This window comes from Bradyrhizobium sp. Tv2a-2 (genome assembly GCF_000472425.1).
GTDB lineage: Bacteria > Pseudomonadota > Alphaproteobacteria > Rhizobiales > Xanthobacteraceae > Bradyrhizobium.
Map to the genome: position 1 here is coordinate 294,955 of NZ_AXAI01000010.1, position 16,203 is coordinate 311,157.

18 protein-coding genes and 1 pseudogene are annotated in these 16,203 nt (G+C 63.3%); 12 read left to right on the forward strand and 7 right to left on the reverse strand.

The annotated features are described in order from the left end of the window. Positions 1 to 147: 147 nt before the first annotated feature. Positions 148 to 1,083 carry a Gfo/Idh/MocA family protein gene (locus A3AI_RS0122710; protein ID WP_024517782.1) on the reverse strand — a complete coding sequence of 312 codons (936 nt, stop codon included), beginning with the start codon at positions 1,081 to 1,083 and terminating at the stop codon, positions 148 to 150. A gap of 194 nt (positions 1,084 to 1,277) precedes the next feature. On the opposite strand from A3AI_RS0122710, the gene A3AI_RS0122715 reads away from it, so the two are divergent. Continuing rightward, positions 1,278 to 1,487 (forward strand): cupin domain-containing protein, encoded by a 210-nt coding sequence (locus tag A3AI_RS0122715; RefSeq protein ID WP_245286931.1) that lies wholly within the window; start codon positions 1,278 to 1,280, stop codon positions 1,485 to 1,487. 29 nt (positions 1,488 to 1,516) lie between these two features. Here the strand turns inward: A3AI_RS0122715 and A3AI_RS0122720 are convergent, their stop codons facing one another. After that, the gene (locus tag A3AI_RS0122720; RefSeq protein ID WP_024517784.1) at positions 1,517 to 2,317 is read right to left on the reverse strand and encodes an SDR family NAD(P)-dependent oxidoreductase; all 801 of its coding nucleotides are present in this window, start codon (positions 2,315 to 2,317) and stop codon (positions 1,517 to 1,519) included. A gap of 188 nt (positions 2,318 to 2,505) precedes the next feature. Between A3AI_RS0122720 and A3AI_RS0122725 the strand changes: the two genes are divergently transcribed. Next, entirely contained in the window at positions 2,506 to 3,681 is a 1,176-nt protein-coding gene (locus A3AI_RS0122725; protein ID WP_024517785.1) for a YncE family protein, read from the forward strand. 86 nt (positions 3,682 to 3,767) lie between these two features. Here A3AI_RS0122725 and A3AI_RS0122730 read toward each other — a convergent pair whose 3' ends face one another. Beyond that, entirely contained in the window at positions 3,768 to 4,256 is a 489-nt protein-coding gene (locus A3AI_RS0122730) for a hypothetical protein (protein ID WP_502685756.1), read from the reverse strand. Between the two features lie 210 nt (positions 4,257 to 4,466). Between A3AI_RS0122730 and A3AI_RS0122735 the strand changes: the two genes are divergently transcribed. Next, positions 4,467 to 4,760 carry a hypothetical protein gene (locus tag A3AI_RS0122735; RefSeq protein WP_024517787.1) on the forward strand — a complete coding sequence of 98 codons (294 nt, stop codon included), beginning with the start codon at positions 4,467 to 4,469 and terminating at the stop codon, positions 4,758 to 4,760. Positions 4,761 to 4,919: 159 nt separating this feature from the next. Here the strand turns inward: A3AI_RS0122735 and A3AI_RS0122740 are convergent, their stop codons facing one another. Both A3AI_RS0122740 and A3AI_RS0122745 read right to left on the reverse strand, forming a co-directional pair. Beyond that, complete coding sequence (locus A3AI_RS0122740) at positions 4,920 to 6,110, reverse strand: hypothetical protein (protein ID WP_024517788.1); 1,191 nt, start codon at positions 6,108 to 6,110, stop codon at positions 4,920 to 4,922. 25 nt (positions 6,111 to 6,135) lie between these two features. Beyond that, positions 6,136 to 6,765, reverse strand: coding sequence for an NUDIX hydrolase (locus tag A3AI_RS0122745; RefSeq protein ID WP_024517789.1), 630 nt, complete (start codon positions 6,763 to 6,765; stop codon positions 6,136 to 6,138). Between the two features lie 67 nt (positions 6,766 to 6,832). On the opposite strand from A3AI_RS0122745, the gene A3AI_RS0122750 reads away from it, so the two are divergent. From A3AI_RS0122750 to A3AI_RS0122775, 6 genes are all read left to right on the forward strand, one after another. After that, on the forward strand, positions 6,833 to 7,258 hold the full coding sequence (locus A3AI_RS0122750) for a PaaI family thioesterase (protein WP_084801001.1): 426 nt from the start codon (positions 6,833 to 6,835) through the stop codon (positions 7,256 to 7,258). A 78-nt stretch (positions 7,259 to 7,336) separates the two neighbouring features. Beyond that, positions 7,337 to 8,353 carry an aldo/keto reductase gene (locus A3AI_RS0122755; RefSeq protein WP_024517791.1) on the forward strand — a complete coding sequence of 339 codons (1,017 nt, stop codon included), beginning with the start codon at positions 7,337 to 7,339 and terminating at the stop codon, positions 8,351 to 8,353. Beyond that, positions 8,350 to 9,672, forward strand: a complete 1,323-nt coding sequence (locus A3AI_RS0122760; protein ID WP_024517792.1) for a tetratricopeptide repeat protein — start codon at positions 8,350 to 8,352, stop codon at positions 9,670 to 9,672. The genes A3AI_RS0122755 and A3AI_RS0122760 overlap by 4 nt, the downstream gene beginning before the upstream one ends. A 108-nt stretch (positions 9,673 to 9,780) precedes the next feature. Continuing rightward, on the forward strand, positions 9,781 to 10,593 hold the full coding sequence (locus A3AI_RS0122765) for a CoA transferase subunit A (RefSeq protein WP_024517793.1): 813 nt from the start codon (positions 9,781 to 9,783) through the stop codon (positions 10,591 to 10,593). Beyond that, entirely contained in the window at positions 10,594 to 11,337 is a 744-nt protein-coding gene (locus tag A3AI_RS0122770; RefSeq protein ID WP_024517794.1) for a CoA-transferase, read from the forward strand. It abuts the gene before it with no gap. A 102-nt stretch (positions 11,338 to 11,439) separates the two neighbouring features. After that, positions 11,440 to 12,063, forward strand: a complete 624-nt coding sequence (locus A3AI_RS0122775; protein ID WP_502685757.1) for a hypothetical protein — start codon at positions 11,440 to 11,442, stop codon at positions 12,061 to 12,063. Between the two features lie 85 nt (positions 12,064 to 12,148). Here the strand turns inward: A3AI_RS0122775 and A3AI_RS0122780 are convergent. Together A3AI_RS0122780 and A3AI_RS0122785 are read right to left on the reverse strand one after the other, a co-directional pair. After that, positions 12,149 to 12,748, reverse strand: a pseudogene (locus tag A3AI_RS0122780) (glycosyltransferase family 9 protein); the annotation flags it as partial. A gap of 284 nt (positions 12,749 to 13,032) precedes the next feature. Then, complete coding sequence (locus A3AI_RS0122785) at positions 13,033 to 14,385, reverse strand: metal-dependent hydrolase family protein (RefSeq protein WP_024517797.1); 1,353 nt, start codon at positions 14,383 to 14,385, stop codon at positions 13,033 to 13,035. Positions 14,386 to 14,832: 447 nt separating this feature from the next. On the opposite strand from A3AI_RS0122785, the gene A3AI_RS0122790 reads away from it, so the two are divergent. The 3 genes from A3AI_RS0122790 (at position 14,833) to A3AI_RS48830 (ending at position 16,130) form a co-directional block, all read left to right on the forward strand. Further along, positions 14,833 to 15,255 carry a hypothetical protein gene (locus A3AI_RS0122790; protein WP_024517798.1) on the forward strand — a complete coding sequence of 141 codons (423 nt, stop codon included), beginning with the start codon at positions 14,833 to 14,835 and terminating at the stop codon, positions 15,253 to 15,255. 186 nt (positions 15,256 to 15,441) lie between these two features. Next, positions 15,442 to 15,957: an AAA family ATPase gene (locus A3AI_RS0122795; RefSeq protein ID WP_245286932.1), complete on the forward strand. Its 516-nt coding sequence runs from the start codon at positions 15,442 to 15,444 to the stop codon at positions 15,955 to 15,957. Positions 15,958 to 15,962: 5 nt separating this feature from the next. Beyond that, positions 15,963 to 16,130, forward strand: a complete 168-nt coding sequence (locus tag A3AI_RS48830) for a hypothetical protein (RefSeq protein ID WP_198030177.1) — start codon at positions 15,963 to 15,965, stop codon at positions 16,128 to 16,130. The last annotated feature ends 73 nt before the right edge of the window (positions 16,131 to 16,203 follow it).

Here is a 16,203-nt window from a genome sequence, read left to right on the forward strand (position 1 = left end):
GCGCAGCAAGCGCTGAATGCCGCCGCTGAGAAGATCAGGAGACCGAAGTCGCGATGTCACTTCAAATGAAAAATGCGCTAGATTCTGACACCGAAGTTAGTCTCGCGCACATCGCCGTGAAGTATCGGCACGCTCTTGTTACGAATGTCACGAAGCGTCCCACGTGAAGGCTTCGACCTCGCGGCGGCGGCCGAGCATGAAGGCATCCGCCACGAGCTGCAGCGGCGAGAGGTCGACATCGCTCTCGCCGTTCCGCACCAGCTCAACGAAGCGGCGGTAGAGCAGTTGGTAGGACTGCTTCTTCTCGTCGACCACTACTTCGTCGCCTGCAACGAGTCGGGAGCCACCGCCGGAGAGCACAACGGTTCCCTTGTCGGTCTCGAAGCGCATTTCCCAGCTGTGATTCTTGGTCTCGCGAAAATCGAGGCTCGCGTGGACCGGCAAGCCTGCGCTGTCGGAGAGATCAAGCTCGGCGGCGATCGGGCCCGCACGGTTGGCGGGAACGTCGAGGCTTGCCGAAGTTACAAACAAGGGCTGTGGCAGGATACGGGTGAGGATCGACAGCGCATTGATGCCGGGATCGAACACGCCGAAACCGCCCGGCTCAAAGATCCAATCCTGGCCCGGATGCCAGACGCGGACATCCTCTTTCCAGTTAATGACGACACGTCCGATCTTGCGTTCGGCAAGCAGGCGCCGCGCCGGCTCGACAGCCGGCGAGAAGCGCGCATGCCAGCTCTGAAACAGCGTCCGCCGGGCCTCGCGCGCAGCGGCTACCAGGGGAGCGATCTCGGTCACGGCACACGCCGGCGGCTTCTCCATGAACACATGTTTTCGCGCAGCAAGCGCGATAGTGGCCTGCGCGCGCCGGATCTGCGGCGGTGTGGCGAGCGCGACCGCATCGATCTCTGGTCCGTCACGCAACAGCGCCTCCAGCGAACGGAAAAGCGGCACAGCAGCGGTGACGGAATTGGGATCGGCCACGGCCACCAGGGCCACGCCGTCGGTTGCCGCGATTGCCGGCACATGCTGGTCATGCGCGATCTTGCCGAAGCCGACAATCGCCAGTCGAAGCTCGCTCACTTTGAATCCTTTGAATTGAGTGCCGGAGCCGGCGGGGACGAGGGCCCGAGCATACCGGCAGCGGGCCCCACCGGGAAGCCGCTGCGACGTCTCACCTCTCCGCGCCCACGCTGAAGGAAGGCGCTTTCGAGCCGCTCGCACTCGCCGCGGGGCGCACGCGCAAAATGATGGAGCCGCTTCTCCTGAGGCCGCCGATGAAATCGGCAGCGCGCGCCTCCCATCCCGGTGAGGAGATGCTGTGCGTCGTGCACGGGCGGATCGCGATTCTGCTCGACGGCGAAGAACTCGTGCTGTCGAAAGGCGACTGTCTTTATTTCTCCGGCGAGACACCGCACGAGGTGCGGAGCCTCGGCAAGCAGAAAGCCGAAGTGTTGGTCGTGGTGGCACAGACCGGTGCAACTTAAAACACGAGTCTCAGCAGATCTGCGCTCGCTCAGGCGCGGCAGGTCAGCCCGCCATCGACCACGAGCTCGATGCCGGTGATGTAGCGGGATTCGTCGGAGGCCAGAAACAGCGCGGCGTTGGCGACGTCCCAGGCTTCGCCCATATGCCCCATCGGCACCTGCGCGTCGCGGGCGCGCCACATCGCCTCGATATCGCCCTTGGCATAGCTCTGCGCAAGGCCGGCGGAATGCTCGACCATCGGGGTCTTCATCAGGCCGGGCAGGATGGCGTTGACGCGGACATGTTTCGGCGCGAACTCGACCGCGGTCGTGCGCGTCATCTGGTTCATTGCCGCCTTGCTGGTGCCGTAGCTGACGTAGGAGATGCCGACATGGCGGATCGAGGCAATGGATGAAATATTGATGATGGAGCCGCCGCCCTGGCCGATCATGACCGGGATGACGTGCTTCATGGCGAGATAGGCGCTCTTGAGGTTGACCGCAAAGACGCGGTCCCATTCCGCCTCCGTCACCTCGACCACGCTGCCCATTTCGGCGATGCCGACATTGTTGTGCAGCACGTCGATGCGGCCAAAGGCCTTCCGGCAGGCGGCGACCATGGCTTCGACCTCGGCTGCTTTCGAAACATCGGCCGCGAAGGCTGCCGCGTTGCCGCCCTCGCCGGTGATGATCTTCACCGTCTCTTCCGCAGCCGCGAGATTGCGGTCGACGCAGAACACCTGCGCACCCTCGCGCGCAAAGGTCACCGCTGTCGCCTTGCCGTTGCCCCAGCCCGGGCCGATCGATCCGGCGCCCACCAGCAATGCCGTCTTGCCCTTGAGCCGATCCATGGCGCCTCTCCCTTGCCGTTTCTTTTGCCGATGTGCTCGGCTTCGCCTACACGGCGGCCGCTCGTCAAGCCGTCCGAATGGCCGACCTTCCCTGCCCGTTTCGCACTGGCAACGGCTACCTCCACCGCGTAGTGTGCCCCGCGCCAAGCCGGCCCGTTCAAGAGGCCGGCCATTCGGGAGAACGCCTAATGCCTGCCAATCGCTTTGTCCGCATATCGCTATCGGCCGCCCTGCTGCTTTGCGGTTCTAGCCTGCTGAGCAGCGCGCTTGCCAAACCCTTCATGATCGTAGGTCTCGACGAGAAGACCGTGTGGGATGACGACGGCAAGCCGATCCTCTCGCTGCCCGGCAAGGATCAGGTCCTGATCGTCGATCTCGCCAATCCCGAGAACCCCAAGATCGTGGCGAGCCTGCCGCTGAAGAATTCCGTGGTGGGACCGCCAGTCAATGTCGACATCGATCCCACCGGCTCCGTCGCGCTGGTCGCCGATTCCGTCGACGTCACCAAGGACGGCGATGCGCTGAAGCAGGTGCCGGACAACAAGATCTATGTCATCGATCTCAAGGCGAACCCGCCGAAGCTCGCTGCGACCATCACCGGCGGCAAGCAGCCCTCGGGCCTCAGCTTCAGCCCTGATGGCAAGATGGCGCTGGTCGCCAACCGCGGCGACAACACGATCAGCGTGCTCTCGGTCAATGGCACCGACGTCAAGATCACGGACACCGTACAGATGCCTGACAGCGTCTCGCAGGTGGTGTTCACGCCGGACGGTAAGCGCGCGCTGACCACGCGCTTTCCTGCCCACAAGGTATCCCTGCTCGACATCGCCAATGGCAAGGTGACCTACGGCAAGATCGACCTGCCGACGGGACAGTGGCCCTACAATGTCGTGGTCTCGCCCAACGGCAAAATTGCGCTCACCTCTGACAATGGCGGCGCCGGCTCCTCCGACGGCAGCGTCGACACCACCAGCGTGATCGACCTGGAGGCCAACCCGCCGCGCATCATCGACCGCGTCGTGGTCGGAGACGGCCCCGAGGGCCTGGCGATGAGCCCGAAGGGCGATCTCGCGGTGGCCGCGATCCTGCGCGGATCCAACATGAAGAAGGCGTTCTTCTACAAAAAGGACGGCAGCCTCTCGATCCTGAAGATCGACGGCAAGAAGGTGACCAAGACCCAGGACATCGAGGTCGGCGGCCTGCCCGAAGCCGTCGCCTTCACGCCTGACGGCAAATATATCCTGGCCGGCAACTTCCTGAGCGAGGATTTCTCCATTCTCAAGGTCAACGGCACCAGGGTCACCGATACCGGCAAGCGCTTCAAAGTGCCGGGTCATCCGGCATCGGCGCGCATGGGGCATTGAAGTCGGTAGAGAGGCGTGGCGCCCGTCCGCAGTTCACCTCGCCCCGCGAAGAGCGGGGCGAGGAAGAGCTTCTACTTCCTCGGCCGTCACTGGAACGTCATGTCCAGGCATTTCGAGATATCGGAGCCGAGCCCTGACGAGATGATGATGCAGCCGCGCACCTTCTGTTCGGTGGTGTCGGCGGCCCAGATCGAATAGCCGCCCTGGCCGAAGAAGGAGTTGGTGTTCGGCGGCTCGGTTTCGGTGGCATCGAAGGCGTAGTTGGAATCGGTCTCGAAAATCCGCGGCCTCTTGGTGCAGCTGCCGTCGGTCTGCACGTTGATCACTTCCTTGTTGTCACGGGTCAGCGCCAGCGAGACCTGACAACGGTAAGACTCCGAAGTCTTGGTGTTGAAGATATAAGTGTAGGACTTGCAGGTGGCGGTGTTGAGTTTGCCCGGCGCCAGCCCCCGGCTGCAGGATATCTTCTGGTTGTTTGCGAGCTTGAACAGTTCGTCGGCCTGCGCTGCGCCAACCAGCATCGACAGCAAGAGCGCAGTTCCCCCAAGAAATCTAACGACGGTCATACGAATCATCCCTATGGCCTGCTTTTGTCCAATTGGTTCTAGTTGAATTGCGGAACATAGTCGTGGCGCAAGCGGCGGGAAATCACAAAGTCATGTCGCGACCTGTGATCGCATGCCTGGCCGCGATCATGTTGATCAGCCGCACTCGTTCGTGATTTGTTCGAAGCGGGGCAACCTTTTCGGTTGGGGAGGACGACAATGAGACGATTTGCAAACGGGATGGTTGTGTCCGCGCTCGTGCTGGGTGCGTTGTCCGGCGCCGCTTTTTCGACGGCAGCCCGGGCGCAAGCCGCAGCCCCCTGGGAGCTCAGGCCCGACACCGGCTATGCCTATGACAAGGAAGGCAAGACCTTTTCCTACAAGATGGGCACCAACAATGCCGGCGAGCTGCTGAAGGGTGCCAAAAAAGTGCCGAAGGGCACACTGTTCTTCATCGGCCAGAACGGCCAGCTCTATATGCGCACCGGGCCCTATCTCGAAGGCGACGGCAAGTTCAAGTTCGGCGGCAATTAGCCTCGCGGCGCACGGGCAAAGCCGTGACTTACGGTCCGTTTGCCCAACGTGACGGCAGCTAGAGCATGATCCGGAAAAGTGTGTAGCGGTTTTCCGGAAAGATCATGCTCAATCAAAGACCTAAAGCGCGATGACGATTCAGCCAAATCTCATCGCGCTTTAGAATGCCGCACCCAGCTCCTTCGCGCCGGCCTGCTTGCAGTTGGCATCCATCCGCGCATCCGTCACCGCAAGCAGTTTTGCGACGGTGTTGTGATGGATCGCGACCGGGTTGCGCTCATAGCCGCCGCGCTGGAAAAAATTCGAGGTCGGCACCTGCTCGCGCATCACCTGCGGCATCGTGACCATGTCGAGCCCGGTGCCGTCGCCGGTGAGGTTCATCATTTCGAGCTCGGCTGCGGTGAGCGGACGCGTAAAGCCACGCTCGCGAGCGAACACCACCGAGGTCATCAGCTTGTGCGTCTGCAGCATGGGGCCGACGTCGATGTCCAGAACCATGGCATGCAGCGCCCAGCCCTGCGGCGTGTCGGCGATCTTCTGATGCTCCGACCAATCGTCCGGCACCGAGCGCGCCAGCGCCACCATCTTCTTGAGCACCGCAAGCTTGTGCTCCATGGCCTGGCGCGCAGGACCCGACAGGCTAGCGGCCCGCTGGGCGAGAATTTTCATGAACTCCGGCCCCTGTTCGGCCAACAGCTCGACAGTGTTGGTGGTGAGCAACTGGTTATAGCCGATCGCGGTCGAAATCGCGTGCGAGCTGTGGATCAGGCCGGATTGCGAATCATGCCTGCCGTCGCCGCCGGTCTCGAAGGAATAGACCCGCACCGCCTGCTCGCGCGTAAGCCCGGTTTCAGAGGCAAAACGCGCATAGGCGCGCTTGAACTCGATTTCGTTGGCCGGGCGCTGCGGCGTCCATTGGAAATAATCCGCTGCAGCCTTCAGCAGATCGGCGACAATGGGAATGTGCTTGCGCTCACGCGGCGGCTCCGGCTCGGTTTCCGGCGCCGGGTTCACCGGCCGTTTCGGCCCGGTATAGACCGGCGGCTGGGTCAGCACATAATCGTCGAGCGTGATCTCGACATGCGCCCGGCGCTTGGCGTTGCGGCCGCGCCGCTTCTCGGCGATATCGGTCCAATAGGCGGCCGCCTCCTGCTCGAAGGCGTCGCGCGCCTCCAGATACTCCTTGAGCCTGCGGCGATAATCCGCAATAACATCGGACGACGCCTGCGCATTGGCGCCGCTGACCGATGGCAGCAGCGAGTTCAAATCGAATGCGGAAGCTGGCACCGCGAGCAGCGGCAGCGTCAGTGCAAAGGCCAATGGGGCCAAGCGAATCGTTCGGTGATGCATACGGTCGTTGTACCGCAAACCGCGGCTACTTCCAGGCAAACACCGGCTGTTCCAGCTCGGACACCCGGGTCTGCCGTCCCGCCAACAGTTCGCGGAACTGGTAGATCAAGGCCGCGGTCGGCGCGTGGATCAGCCGGCCCTCATAATGAAAGCGGATCACCTGGCGCGTGCTCTCGGGGATAGTGACGAAGTCAAACGCGCCTTCGCCCTCAATCGTGCTGAGCACGATCTGGTGAACGGATGCGACCTCATCCGGGTTCGGCACGATCGGCTCTGCAGCCCCCACCCACACGACCACAGGGGTGATCAGGTAGCCCGAGCGGGTCGGATAATCGTCGAGCATGCCGAGCACCGCGTCATTTTCCAGCGCGAGCCCGAGCTCTTCATGCAATTCGCGCAAGGCCGCCTGAGGCGGCGTCTCGCCGGCGTCGCAGCGCCCGCCCGGCAACGCCCATTGCGCACGATGGGTGCGCAGGCTCGCGGCACGACGCGTCAGCAAAAAGGCGGCCTCGCCTGTTGCGCCCGCGCCGGTAAGCGCGATGGCAACCGCCGCACGCTTGAGCACGGGCGCAGGATCGACAGTCGTTGCACGCACAAAATTCGCGCAGAGCGCGGCGATATTCCGCCGTGTGGCATCATCGAACGGTCTCATGATGCTTGACTACATCAGTCCCGCATTCGATGAAATGGCCTGACATGCATGACTTGGAATGGAATGTGAGATGATCGACAAGGCCGTCGCCGCACAACTCAAAGCCGACGGCTGGTCGCTCGTCGAAGCGACCGGCTTCATTCAGCTGGTCGGGCCACTCTGGGAGCGCAATGTTGACGGCGTCCATGAATACGCACTGCCGACCGTGGACAAACACCACAACCGCCGGGGCCTCGTACAGGGCGGCGTGCTGATGACCTTCGCCGACCGGACCTGCGGCATGACCGCGCGTTACGTGACGGGCAAGCAGACCATGGCGACCATCCAGCTCGACGTGCATTTCGTCGAGGCCGGCCAGATCGGCGATATCCTGATCTCGCGCCCGCGCGTGGTGCGCGCCACCCGAAGCCTCATCTTCATCAATACCGAAGTCACCGTCGGCAAGCGCTGCATCGTCACGGCCAATGGCGTGTTCAAGATTTTGCGAGCGGAGTAGCTGTATCGCGCGCCATTCCGGTGCTCGCAATGTCAGGCGCAAGCCGCTATCCTCACCCCGCGCAATGAGGACATGTCCATGCAATACCGCCAGCTCGGCCGCAGCGGCCTGAAGGTCTCTCCAATCTGCCTGGGCACCATGATGTTCGGCGGGCCGACCGACGAGGCGACGTCGTCCCGGATCGTGGCCAAGGCACGCGAGGCCGGCATCAATTTCATCGACACCGCGGACGCCTATTCCAAGGGCGGATCGGAGCAGGTGGTCGGTCGCGCCATTTCCAACAACCGGCCGGGCTGGATCCTCGCCACAAAGCTCGCCAATCCCATGGGCGACGATCCCAATCGCGGCGGGCTGTCGCGTCGCTGGGTGCTGCAGGCGGCCGACGAAAGCCTGAAGCGGCTCGGCACCGATTACATCGACGTCTATTATCTGCATAAGGAGGACCATGCGACGCCGCTGGAGGAGACGGTGCGGGCGATGGCCGAGCTGATCCGCGCCGGCAAGGTGCGCTATTTCGGCGTCTCCAACTACCGCGCCTGGCGGCTCGCCGAGATCTGCAACATCTGCGACCGCCTCGGCATCGATCGCCCGGTGGCGAGCCAGCCCTATTACAATGCGATGAACCGCATGCCCGAGGTCGAGCATTTCCCGGCCTGCGGCTATTATGGTCTCGGCATTGTGCCCTATAGCCCGCTGGCGCGGGGCGTGCTCACCGGCAAGTACAATCCCGACACCGCCCCGGGCAAGGACACCCGTGCAGGACGCAACGACACTCGCATGATGCAGACGGAGTGGCGGCCGGAATCGCTCAAGCTAGCCCAGGAGATCAAGCATCACGCCGAGAGCAAGGGCATCACCGCCGGCCAGTTCGCTGTCGCCTGGGTCTTGAACTCGTCGTTCGTCTCGTCCGTCATCGCCGGCCCGCGCACCGAGGAACAATGGGACGACTATATCCGCGCGCTCGACTACAAATTCACCGCTGAGGACGAGGCGCTGATCGATCGCCTCGTCGTGACCGGCCATCCCTCGACACCGGGTTTCAACGATCCCGCCTATCCGATCGAGGGACGTCGGGCACGAACGGGTAAGTCATGAACAGCGCAGCTCACCACGACCGCTACGGCCTGCCGCTCTCGACATCCTCTGCCGAAGCGGCCGAGGCCTATCGCGAAGGCGTCGACCTGATGTTCTCCGCCTGGACGGGCGCGGCCGAAGCGTTCGAGCGCGCGATCACGCTCGATCCGGATTTTGCGCTGGCGCAGATCGGTCGTGCACGCATCCACGTCTTTTATCAGCAAGGCGACGTGGCACGGGCGAAGGCGGCAACCGCGCGCGATATCGTCGCGCGACACGGCACGCTGCGCGAGCGCTCCCATGTGGAGACGCTGGCGCTCGCGATCGAGGGACGGGGCGATGCGGCGATCGCGTCCGTGCTTGGACATGTCGAGGACTGGCCGCGCGATGCGGTGGTGCTGTCGCTGCCGCTCGGCGCCTTCGGCCTGTTCGCCTTTTCCGGCATGGCCGACCATGACCAGGCGCGGCAGGATTTGTGCGAGCGTTACGCGAGCCATTACGGCGACGACTGGTGGTTCCTGTCGAGCTATGGCTGGGCCATGACCGAGAACGGCGCGGTCGCCAGGGGCCGCGCGATGACCGAGCGCGGCTTTGCCATGCGCCGCGACAACGCCCATGCCGCGCACGCGCTGTTGCATGCGATGTTCGAGGACGGCTCGGTCGATGATGCCGATGCACTGGTCGAGGAATGGGCGCCGGGTTACGACCGCGACGGCATCCTCTACGGCCATATCCTGTGGCACCAGGCGCTCGGCGCGCTGGAGCGCGACGATGCGGCCAAGGCGCTCGCCATCTACCGCAACGTGCTGGCGCCACAGGTCAACGCGGCTCCGCCGTTGAACGTGGTGTCCGATTGCAGCGCGTTGTTGTGGCGGCTGTCGGCCTATGGCCACGCCGTGCCGGGCGAGCTTTGGCGCGAGGCCGAGGATTATGCCAAGCGTTATTTCCCGAAATCGGGCCTGCCCTTTGTCGATGTGCACATGGCGCTGCTCGCGGCGGCAACCGGCGACAACACTGCGCTCGAGGCGCGCTTGCGAGCGATCGAGCAGCGCTTGTCGGACGGCAAGCTCGCGGCCGGCCCCGCGGTGCCGCAGATCTGCCGCGCCATGCAGGCCTTTGCCGCCGGTGATGCGCGCGGCTGCGCCACATTGCTGGAGCCCGTGCTCGACGATGTCGTACGCATCGGCGGCAGCCATGCACAGCGCGAGATCGTCGAGGACACGTTGATCGTCGCGCTGATCCGCACCGGTGACCTGCCGCGGGCGCGCGAGTTCCTGGACCGGCGGCTGCACCGCCGCCCGTCGCCTCGCGACGTGCGCTGGCGCGCGGCCGCCGCCTGAACCTGCGCTCCTGGAAAGCCGCTGACAGCCTCGGCAGATCCGGCTAGGCTGCCGGACAATGGCGGCGCGTCGACGCCGCCGACAACAAGCGCGGACGGAGGGATGTGCATGACCGAGATCGTCTCGCTGGAGGCGCTGGCCGCGCGCATGGCACCGGGACAGTCGCTGGCCATTCCGGTCACCGGCGTCGCGATGGCCGCGACCGCCGCACTGATCGAGACTGGCATAACTGGCCTCAAGCTGATCTGCGTTCCCACCTCCAGCCTCCAGGCCGACTTCTTGATTGGCGCCAAGGCGGTTGCCGCCATCGAGACCAGCGCCGTCTCGCTGGGCGAAGCAGGTAGCGCCCCGCGCTTCACGGCCGCGGTGCGTGAGGGCGCATTCGCGCTCACCGATTCCACTTGCCCTGCCATCCTGGCCGGCTTGCTCGCGGCGCAGAAGGGTGTGCCGTTCATGCCGATCGCCGGCATCATCGGCAGCGACCTGCTCAAAGTGCGTCCCGACTGGAAAGTCATCGACAGCCCGGTCGGCGAACAGCGCCCGGTGGTCGTGGTGCCCGCGATCGCCCCCGATGTTGCGTTGTTTCATGCGCCCGAGGCAGACCGTGCCGGCAATGTCAAGATCGGCCGCCACCGCGAACTCGCAGGGATGGCCTATGCCGCCAAGCACACGCTGGTGACGGTCGAGCGTATCGTCGACCACAATCTGATGGAGACCGAGGATTCGGCGGCCGCTGTGCTGCCCTCGCTCTATGTCGACGCCGTTGCGCTCGCGCCGCGCGGCGCCTGGCCGCTGTCGCTGTGGGATGAATATGAGACCGACACGGCCGAGATCGCGCGCTATGCGGCGATGGCGCGCAGCGACGAGGGTTTTCGCGCCTATCTCTCGGCATTCCTGACCCGGCGCCGCGAGGTCGCCTGAATGCTTCCACTGCGTGAACAACGTGAATTGTTGATCACCACAATCGCCGACCTGCTCGACGGCGTGCGCCACGTCGCGGTCGGCGCCTCCTCGCCGATCCCGGCGGCCGGCGCCATGCTGCTGCGCGCCCGCAACGAGGCCTGTGGGAAGGCAGCGGTTCGGATATCGATCCTCGGCTCGGCGCAGCACAATTTCTTCACCAATGGCACGATCGAGATTTTCGACTGCGCCGCGCAGGGTCGCATCGACGCGTTCTTCCTCGGCGGCGGCCAGATCGACGGCAGCGGCAACATCAATCTGGTCGGCACCGGCGGCTATCCGCAGTCGCAGGTGCGCTGGCCGGGCTCGTTCGGCTCGGCCTATCTCTATCACCTGGTGCCGCGCGTCATCCTGTTTCGCACGGAGCATTCGCCGCGCGTGCTGGTGCCGAAGGTCGATTTCGTCAGCGCCGCCGCCACGACCCCCGAAGTGCCTCGGCGCGGCGGGCCGCATGCGCTGCTCACCAATATGGCGCTGTTCGCCTTCGATCGGGGACGTGCGCGCTTCGGCCTGCGCTCGGTGCATCCCGGCTTTTCCGCCACTGACGTCAGCGATAACACCGGCTTCGACTACGATACGCCCGACATCGTACCGGCGACGCCAGCCCCGGATACCGCGACGCTCGACTTGTTGCGCGGGCGGATTCTCGATGAGCTTGCCGAGACCTATCCGGCCTTCGCAAATTCTATGGCGGAGGCGGCGTAAAGTCGTCCAGTTATTGCCCAAAGTCGTGCTATTGAGAGCCGGAGCGACAGTGGTCCAGGGGTAGGGATTCGCGCGCGTGTTCGGGGGATTCTGGTTCCATTCATGACCAAGTTGGGTGTGACACGACGCTGGTCCGGCCTTCGGTCGGCGCGAGGAGATACCATCACGCGGCGGCTCCGGCATGCCCTCGTCATTGGCGGCATGCTCGCCGCGACGTCCGCTCTCGCCCAGACGACGCCGCCCGAAGAAGTCGGCCCTGACATCGACCTCTATGCCCTGATGTCGGGCCGATGCACCACGCTCAAGATCGACGGGCACGACTTCGCTTGCAAAATGGTGGCCTATTTCCACACCGAGAAGGGCCGCGCCGATTTCACCGTGGCGCTCGACGATCCCGCCGACGACAGCCATGTGATCTCGTTCTCGGGCGACAACGGCCACCGCACCCAGGAAAATCTCTATGTGCTTGCCATCGACCGCATGCTCATGAAGTCGAAGGAGCGGCCTAAGGTTGACGGCCTGCCGGTGCCTTCGGTGCAAACCTCGTCCGGCGTGTGCAGGCAGGTCGGCAATTTCGCCGCCGCCAAAGTCTCCAGCATCTCCTGCGAGGCGACCGACGGCGCCGGCAAGATCTATCAATTGCAGTTCGAATCCGACGGCTCGCCGATCACCATCCGCCGCGTCCGGGCATCCGAGCCGACCATCAGGCAGGACCCGTATCGCTGAGAGCGACGAGCGCGCAATGAACGCCCCGCTGCGAGAGCCTCCCGTCGCCCTTCGAGACGGCGGCGATTCGCGGCCTCCTTAAGGGTCACGGGGATCTATGAGCGCGCGCTTCATTCTCAAACGACGGCGGCCACCGCAGCGCTTCTTCGCCTGCCGCAACACGGGCGAGTTCGGTTACGGCGCTGGCGATGACGCTGTCCCAAGCCCGCGGCCTCTGCTGCCGAAACAGCCGCATGGTCGGATACCACGGCGAGTCCTCGCGGTCGCGCATCCAGCGCCAATCGAGCGCGTAGGGCAGCAGCATCCAGACAGGACGGCCGAGGCCGCCGGCCATGTGCGCGACCGACGTATCCACTGAAATCACGAGATCGAGTGTCTCGACTGCGGCCGCGGTGTCGGCGAAACTGCCGAGCGCCGGCGCGAGATCGGCAATACCGGTCCCGAGCGACGCCAGCACCGCGCCATCCTCAGGCCGCGTCTCCTTCTGCAAGCTGTAGAGCTGCACGCCCGGCATGACGAGCCGCGGCAACACGGCCTCCGCCGCGATCGAACGCTGCTTGTCGCCCTTGTGCAGGGCATTACCGGCCCAGACCACACCGACTTTCAGCTTCGTCTCATTGCGAAGCGCGCGCTGCCAGCGCGACACGATGGCCGGCTCGGCCTGCAGATAGGGCACGGCGGCCGGAGATGGGCGTTAAACGGGCGACCGCGGGGTTTCAGGCTGGCAGGTGATTCACCAGGCAATTTCTTCCGCCACACACACAGTCGTCATTGCGAGCCAACGGGTCCGGTCGTTCGGCCGGCCCGATGAGCCCAAATCTCGGCCGCATCAGCGGCTTCACCTGCGCCATCTCCAGATGGCAGATACTTGTGATGCACAGCGCCCCTCAGCAATTCTTAAAGGCCCGGCGCATGGTTGCGACAAACAGGGTCGATGCAGACATCATGACGGTTTTCGACCTTGTTCGTTCACCTCGGAATAGTATTTTTGTAGATGACGCCGTCTTTCATGATGACCAGGAACTTATTCGTCGGGTCTGCGATCAAGTTGATGTTTTCCAGCGGGTTGCCGTCGACGAGCAAAAGATCTGCCAGTGCACCTTGTTCGATGACGCCCAGCTTGCCGGGATACGGATTGCGCGGGCCCGACAAACTGAGCAACTCCCCGTTTTTCGACGTCGCCATGATCAATGCCTCTCCTGGCGTGAACCAGCGGGTCAGATCCACGATCGCTTGCCCCTGCCGTTCCGCCAATGCTTTCGAAAACAGGATGTCGGTTCCAAACGCGGTCTTTATTTTGTATTTCTTGACAAGGTTGTACATCAGATCAGTTCCTCTCACGACTTGCATCATCTGCTGCTGCTGATCGGGAGGAAGAACTGCTGCTCCGCCAAGGTCTGTGAAGGGTTGCGTGCTCAACCAGATTCCCTTCTCTGCTATGAGTCGGGCCGTAGTTTCATCCATGAGATGACCGTGCTCGATCACCTTCACGCCTGCTGCAATAGAGCGCTGAATTGCACTCGGCGTGTAGGCATGTGTGGCCACGTAAGTGCCCCAATCGGTAGCCACCTCGACAGCCGCCCTTAGTTCAGCTTCTGTGAAGGTGGTCACGTCGAGCGGGCTGAAGGGCGAAGCAACACCTCCGCCAGCGGTCAGTTTGATCTGGGAGGCGCCTTGCATGAGCTGCTCTCGCGCACGCTTTCGAACCTCGTCGGGACTGTCCGCAACGATGCTTCCCCCGAGCTGTTCGGCCCGGCTCAGCGGTCCGCCGAGCGTTCTCGGCAAATCAGCCAGTTCGCGAAAATCGCCATGACCACCGGTGACGGTGATAACTGCCCCCGACGGGTAGATGCGGGGACCCGGCAATATGCCCTCATCGATGGCCCTTTTGAGAGAGAATGCGGGCCCGCCCATATCGCGGACAGTCGTAAAGCCGCGCATCAGGGTGGCGGTGGCCTCCTCGCCTGCCAAAAGCGTGGTGTAGCCGATGTCGCTGGAAAGCAGCTGGGCCGGGGTGGGCCTCACCAGCATCGCGTGCCAATGCACGTCGCTGAGGCCCGGCATCAGAACGCGACCGCCGCCCGCAATAATTTGAGTATCTGAGCGCCGGTCTGCAGGAATGGGATCTTGTGCAATTCTCTCGATGAGATGACCGCGGATGAGAACGTTGGATGGAGCAGATAAAGCGGCGGTCTTCCCATCGAAAATGCGAACATTTTCAAAGATCGTGGTCGCTGAGCGCTCCTGCGCCTGAACCGGAGCGAGGAAGGCGGTCACGTACGCCAGGCAGGCGGCGGCTAAACTGGTCACTTTTTGGAGCATTTGCTTGCCATCATCAATTCGTCCCCGCAGCCGCGATTGGTCGCAACCGTCGTGAGTAGGTCACGTCCTGCCTACGTCGCTCCATCCGGCGAAACCCGCGCGAAAGCAAGGGAATATTCCCATGGATTGAGCCGAGCTTATAGAAGGTGTCCCAAGTCTGCTTCGAGTCGCGCGATGCGCGGCATTTCACGTTGAGTCTCAAAAACAATGAAAGGAGCCGCATCCGTCCATCAGGCCAGCCTTGAGGATTATTTCGCGCGCGAATTTCAGAGGATGGAGTGTCGACCACGGCCAGGCCGGATCAGGCACATCCCGTTCTGGTCCGAGCGCGTGACGCGCAACATTTGATGCATGCTCCTATGGAAGAGCTCTGCAACAACTGGCGGCAGGGACGGACTTGGATATAACCATCCGATCCGCTACCCCAGGGCTGTTGGGCAATCACGCATGAAGCGAATTTCTTTCAAGGGTGTTGCGATCGGCAATGTCGTCGACATCGCCAGCACCAATATCATCATGATCCCCGTCATGATCTATGTCTTGGCTTCGGCAGGGACGGGATCTCTGTCCGATCACGATGCCGGCTCTGCGACGTCCCTATTGCGGGGAAGCGCCGTCTTCCTGACAGCGTCGAGCATTCTTGGTGGACTCTGTTCGGTGCTGGGTGGCTACGTCTCGGCACGCATCGCGGGGCGTGAGCAATTGCTCAACGGCGCGCTCGCCTCCATCCTCTGCGTCGGATTTGGAATTTATGCCGTGGTCAAGGGCACCGGCCACCTGTGGCTGAACCTCCTCGACCTGCCGCTGAGCCCCGCCCTCGGCGCACTTGGTGGCTACTTGCGGTCGCGGCAAACCGGGCGAGCTGACTGATCAAAGCAGAGGCTGAGGGGGATGGTGCCCAGGGGCGGAATCGAACCCTCGCCTATCCAACTGAAAGTCCATCATTCTTTGAATGGCGACTTTCCAGTGTACCTACCAGTGGACCCGGCGCTTTCTTCGCGGCCGGGAGGATGCAACACTGTGCCGTCATAACAAAGTCGTGTGCGTGTCTCCAATTTGAAAGGCGAACTGAAGCGGCTTGTTACCGTCCTGTTGCAGGAAATTGACGACTGGCCTGCCACAGGATTGCTCATTGCCGCCACCAATCATGCCGATCTTCTGGATCCGGCGGTTTGGCGTCGCTTTGAGATGCGGGTGGAATTCCCGATGCCGACCGACGCGGCTGTTCGCCGGGCCGTGGACATATTCCTTGGTGCGACTAAGGCGCCCGCGGCGTGGACGGATGTGCTGGCGGTTACCCTTCGCGATCTGTCATTCAGCGACATCGAACGCGAGGTGATGCTGGCGCGCCGAGCCGCCATTACGCGAGACATCCCAATCGAAGATGCCCTCGGACAAGTTGTGCAGAACCGCGTTGAACCTCTGCCGCGGCGAGAGCGAGGCCAGATTGCCATGTGGCTAACCGAAGCCGGCATTTCGCAGCGACAGGTGCATGAGTTGACGGGTGTCAGCCGCGACACGATCCGTAAGAAGACAAAAGCCGTGGGTGAAGCTCCCGAGGGCGAGGAATAGAGAAAATGGTCCAGCGCAGCAATTTCCTGATCGGATACGGAGAAAGGCTCGCGTCGGACATGGCGGCGCCCATCGCGGGCGCAGCGAAAAAGCATCCCTATTCGTTCGCCGAAGCGCGGCACTATTTAGCGCGACAGGAAGCTGGTGACCCCGTAACCGCGCCCCGAACGTAGGATGGTCACGCGCTACGCGGCGCCTCGCCCGACGGCACCTCAACCGGCGGATCATCATCGGCGATCGCGCGCC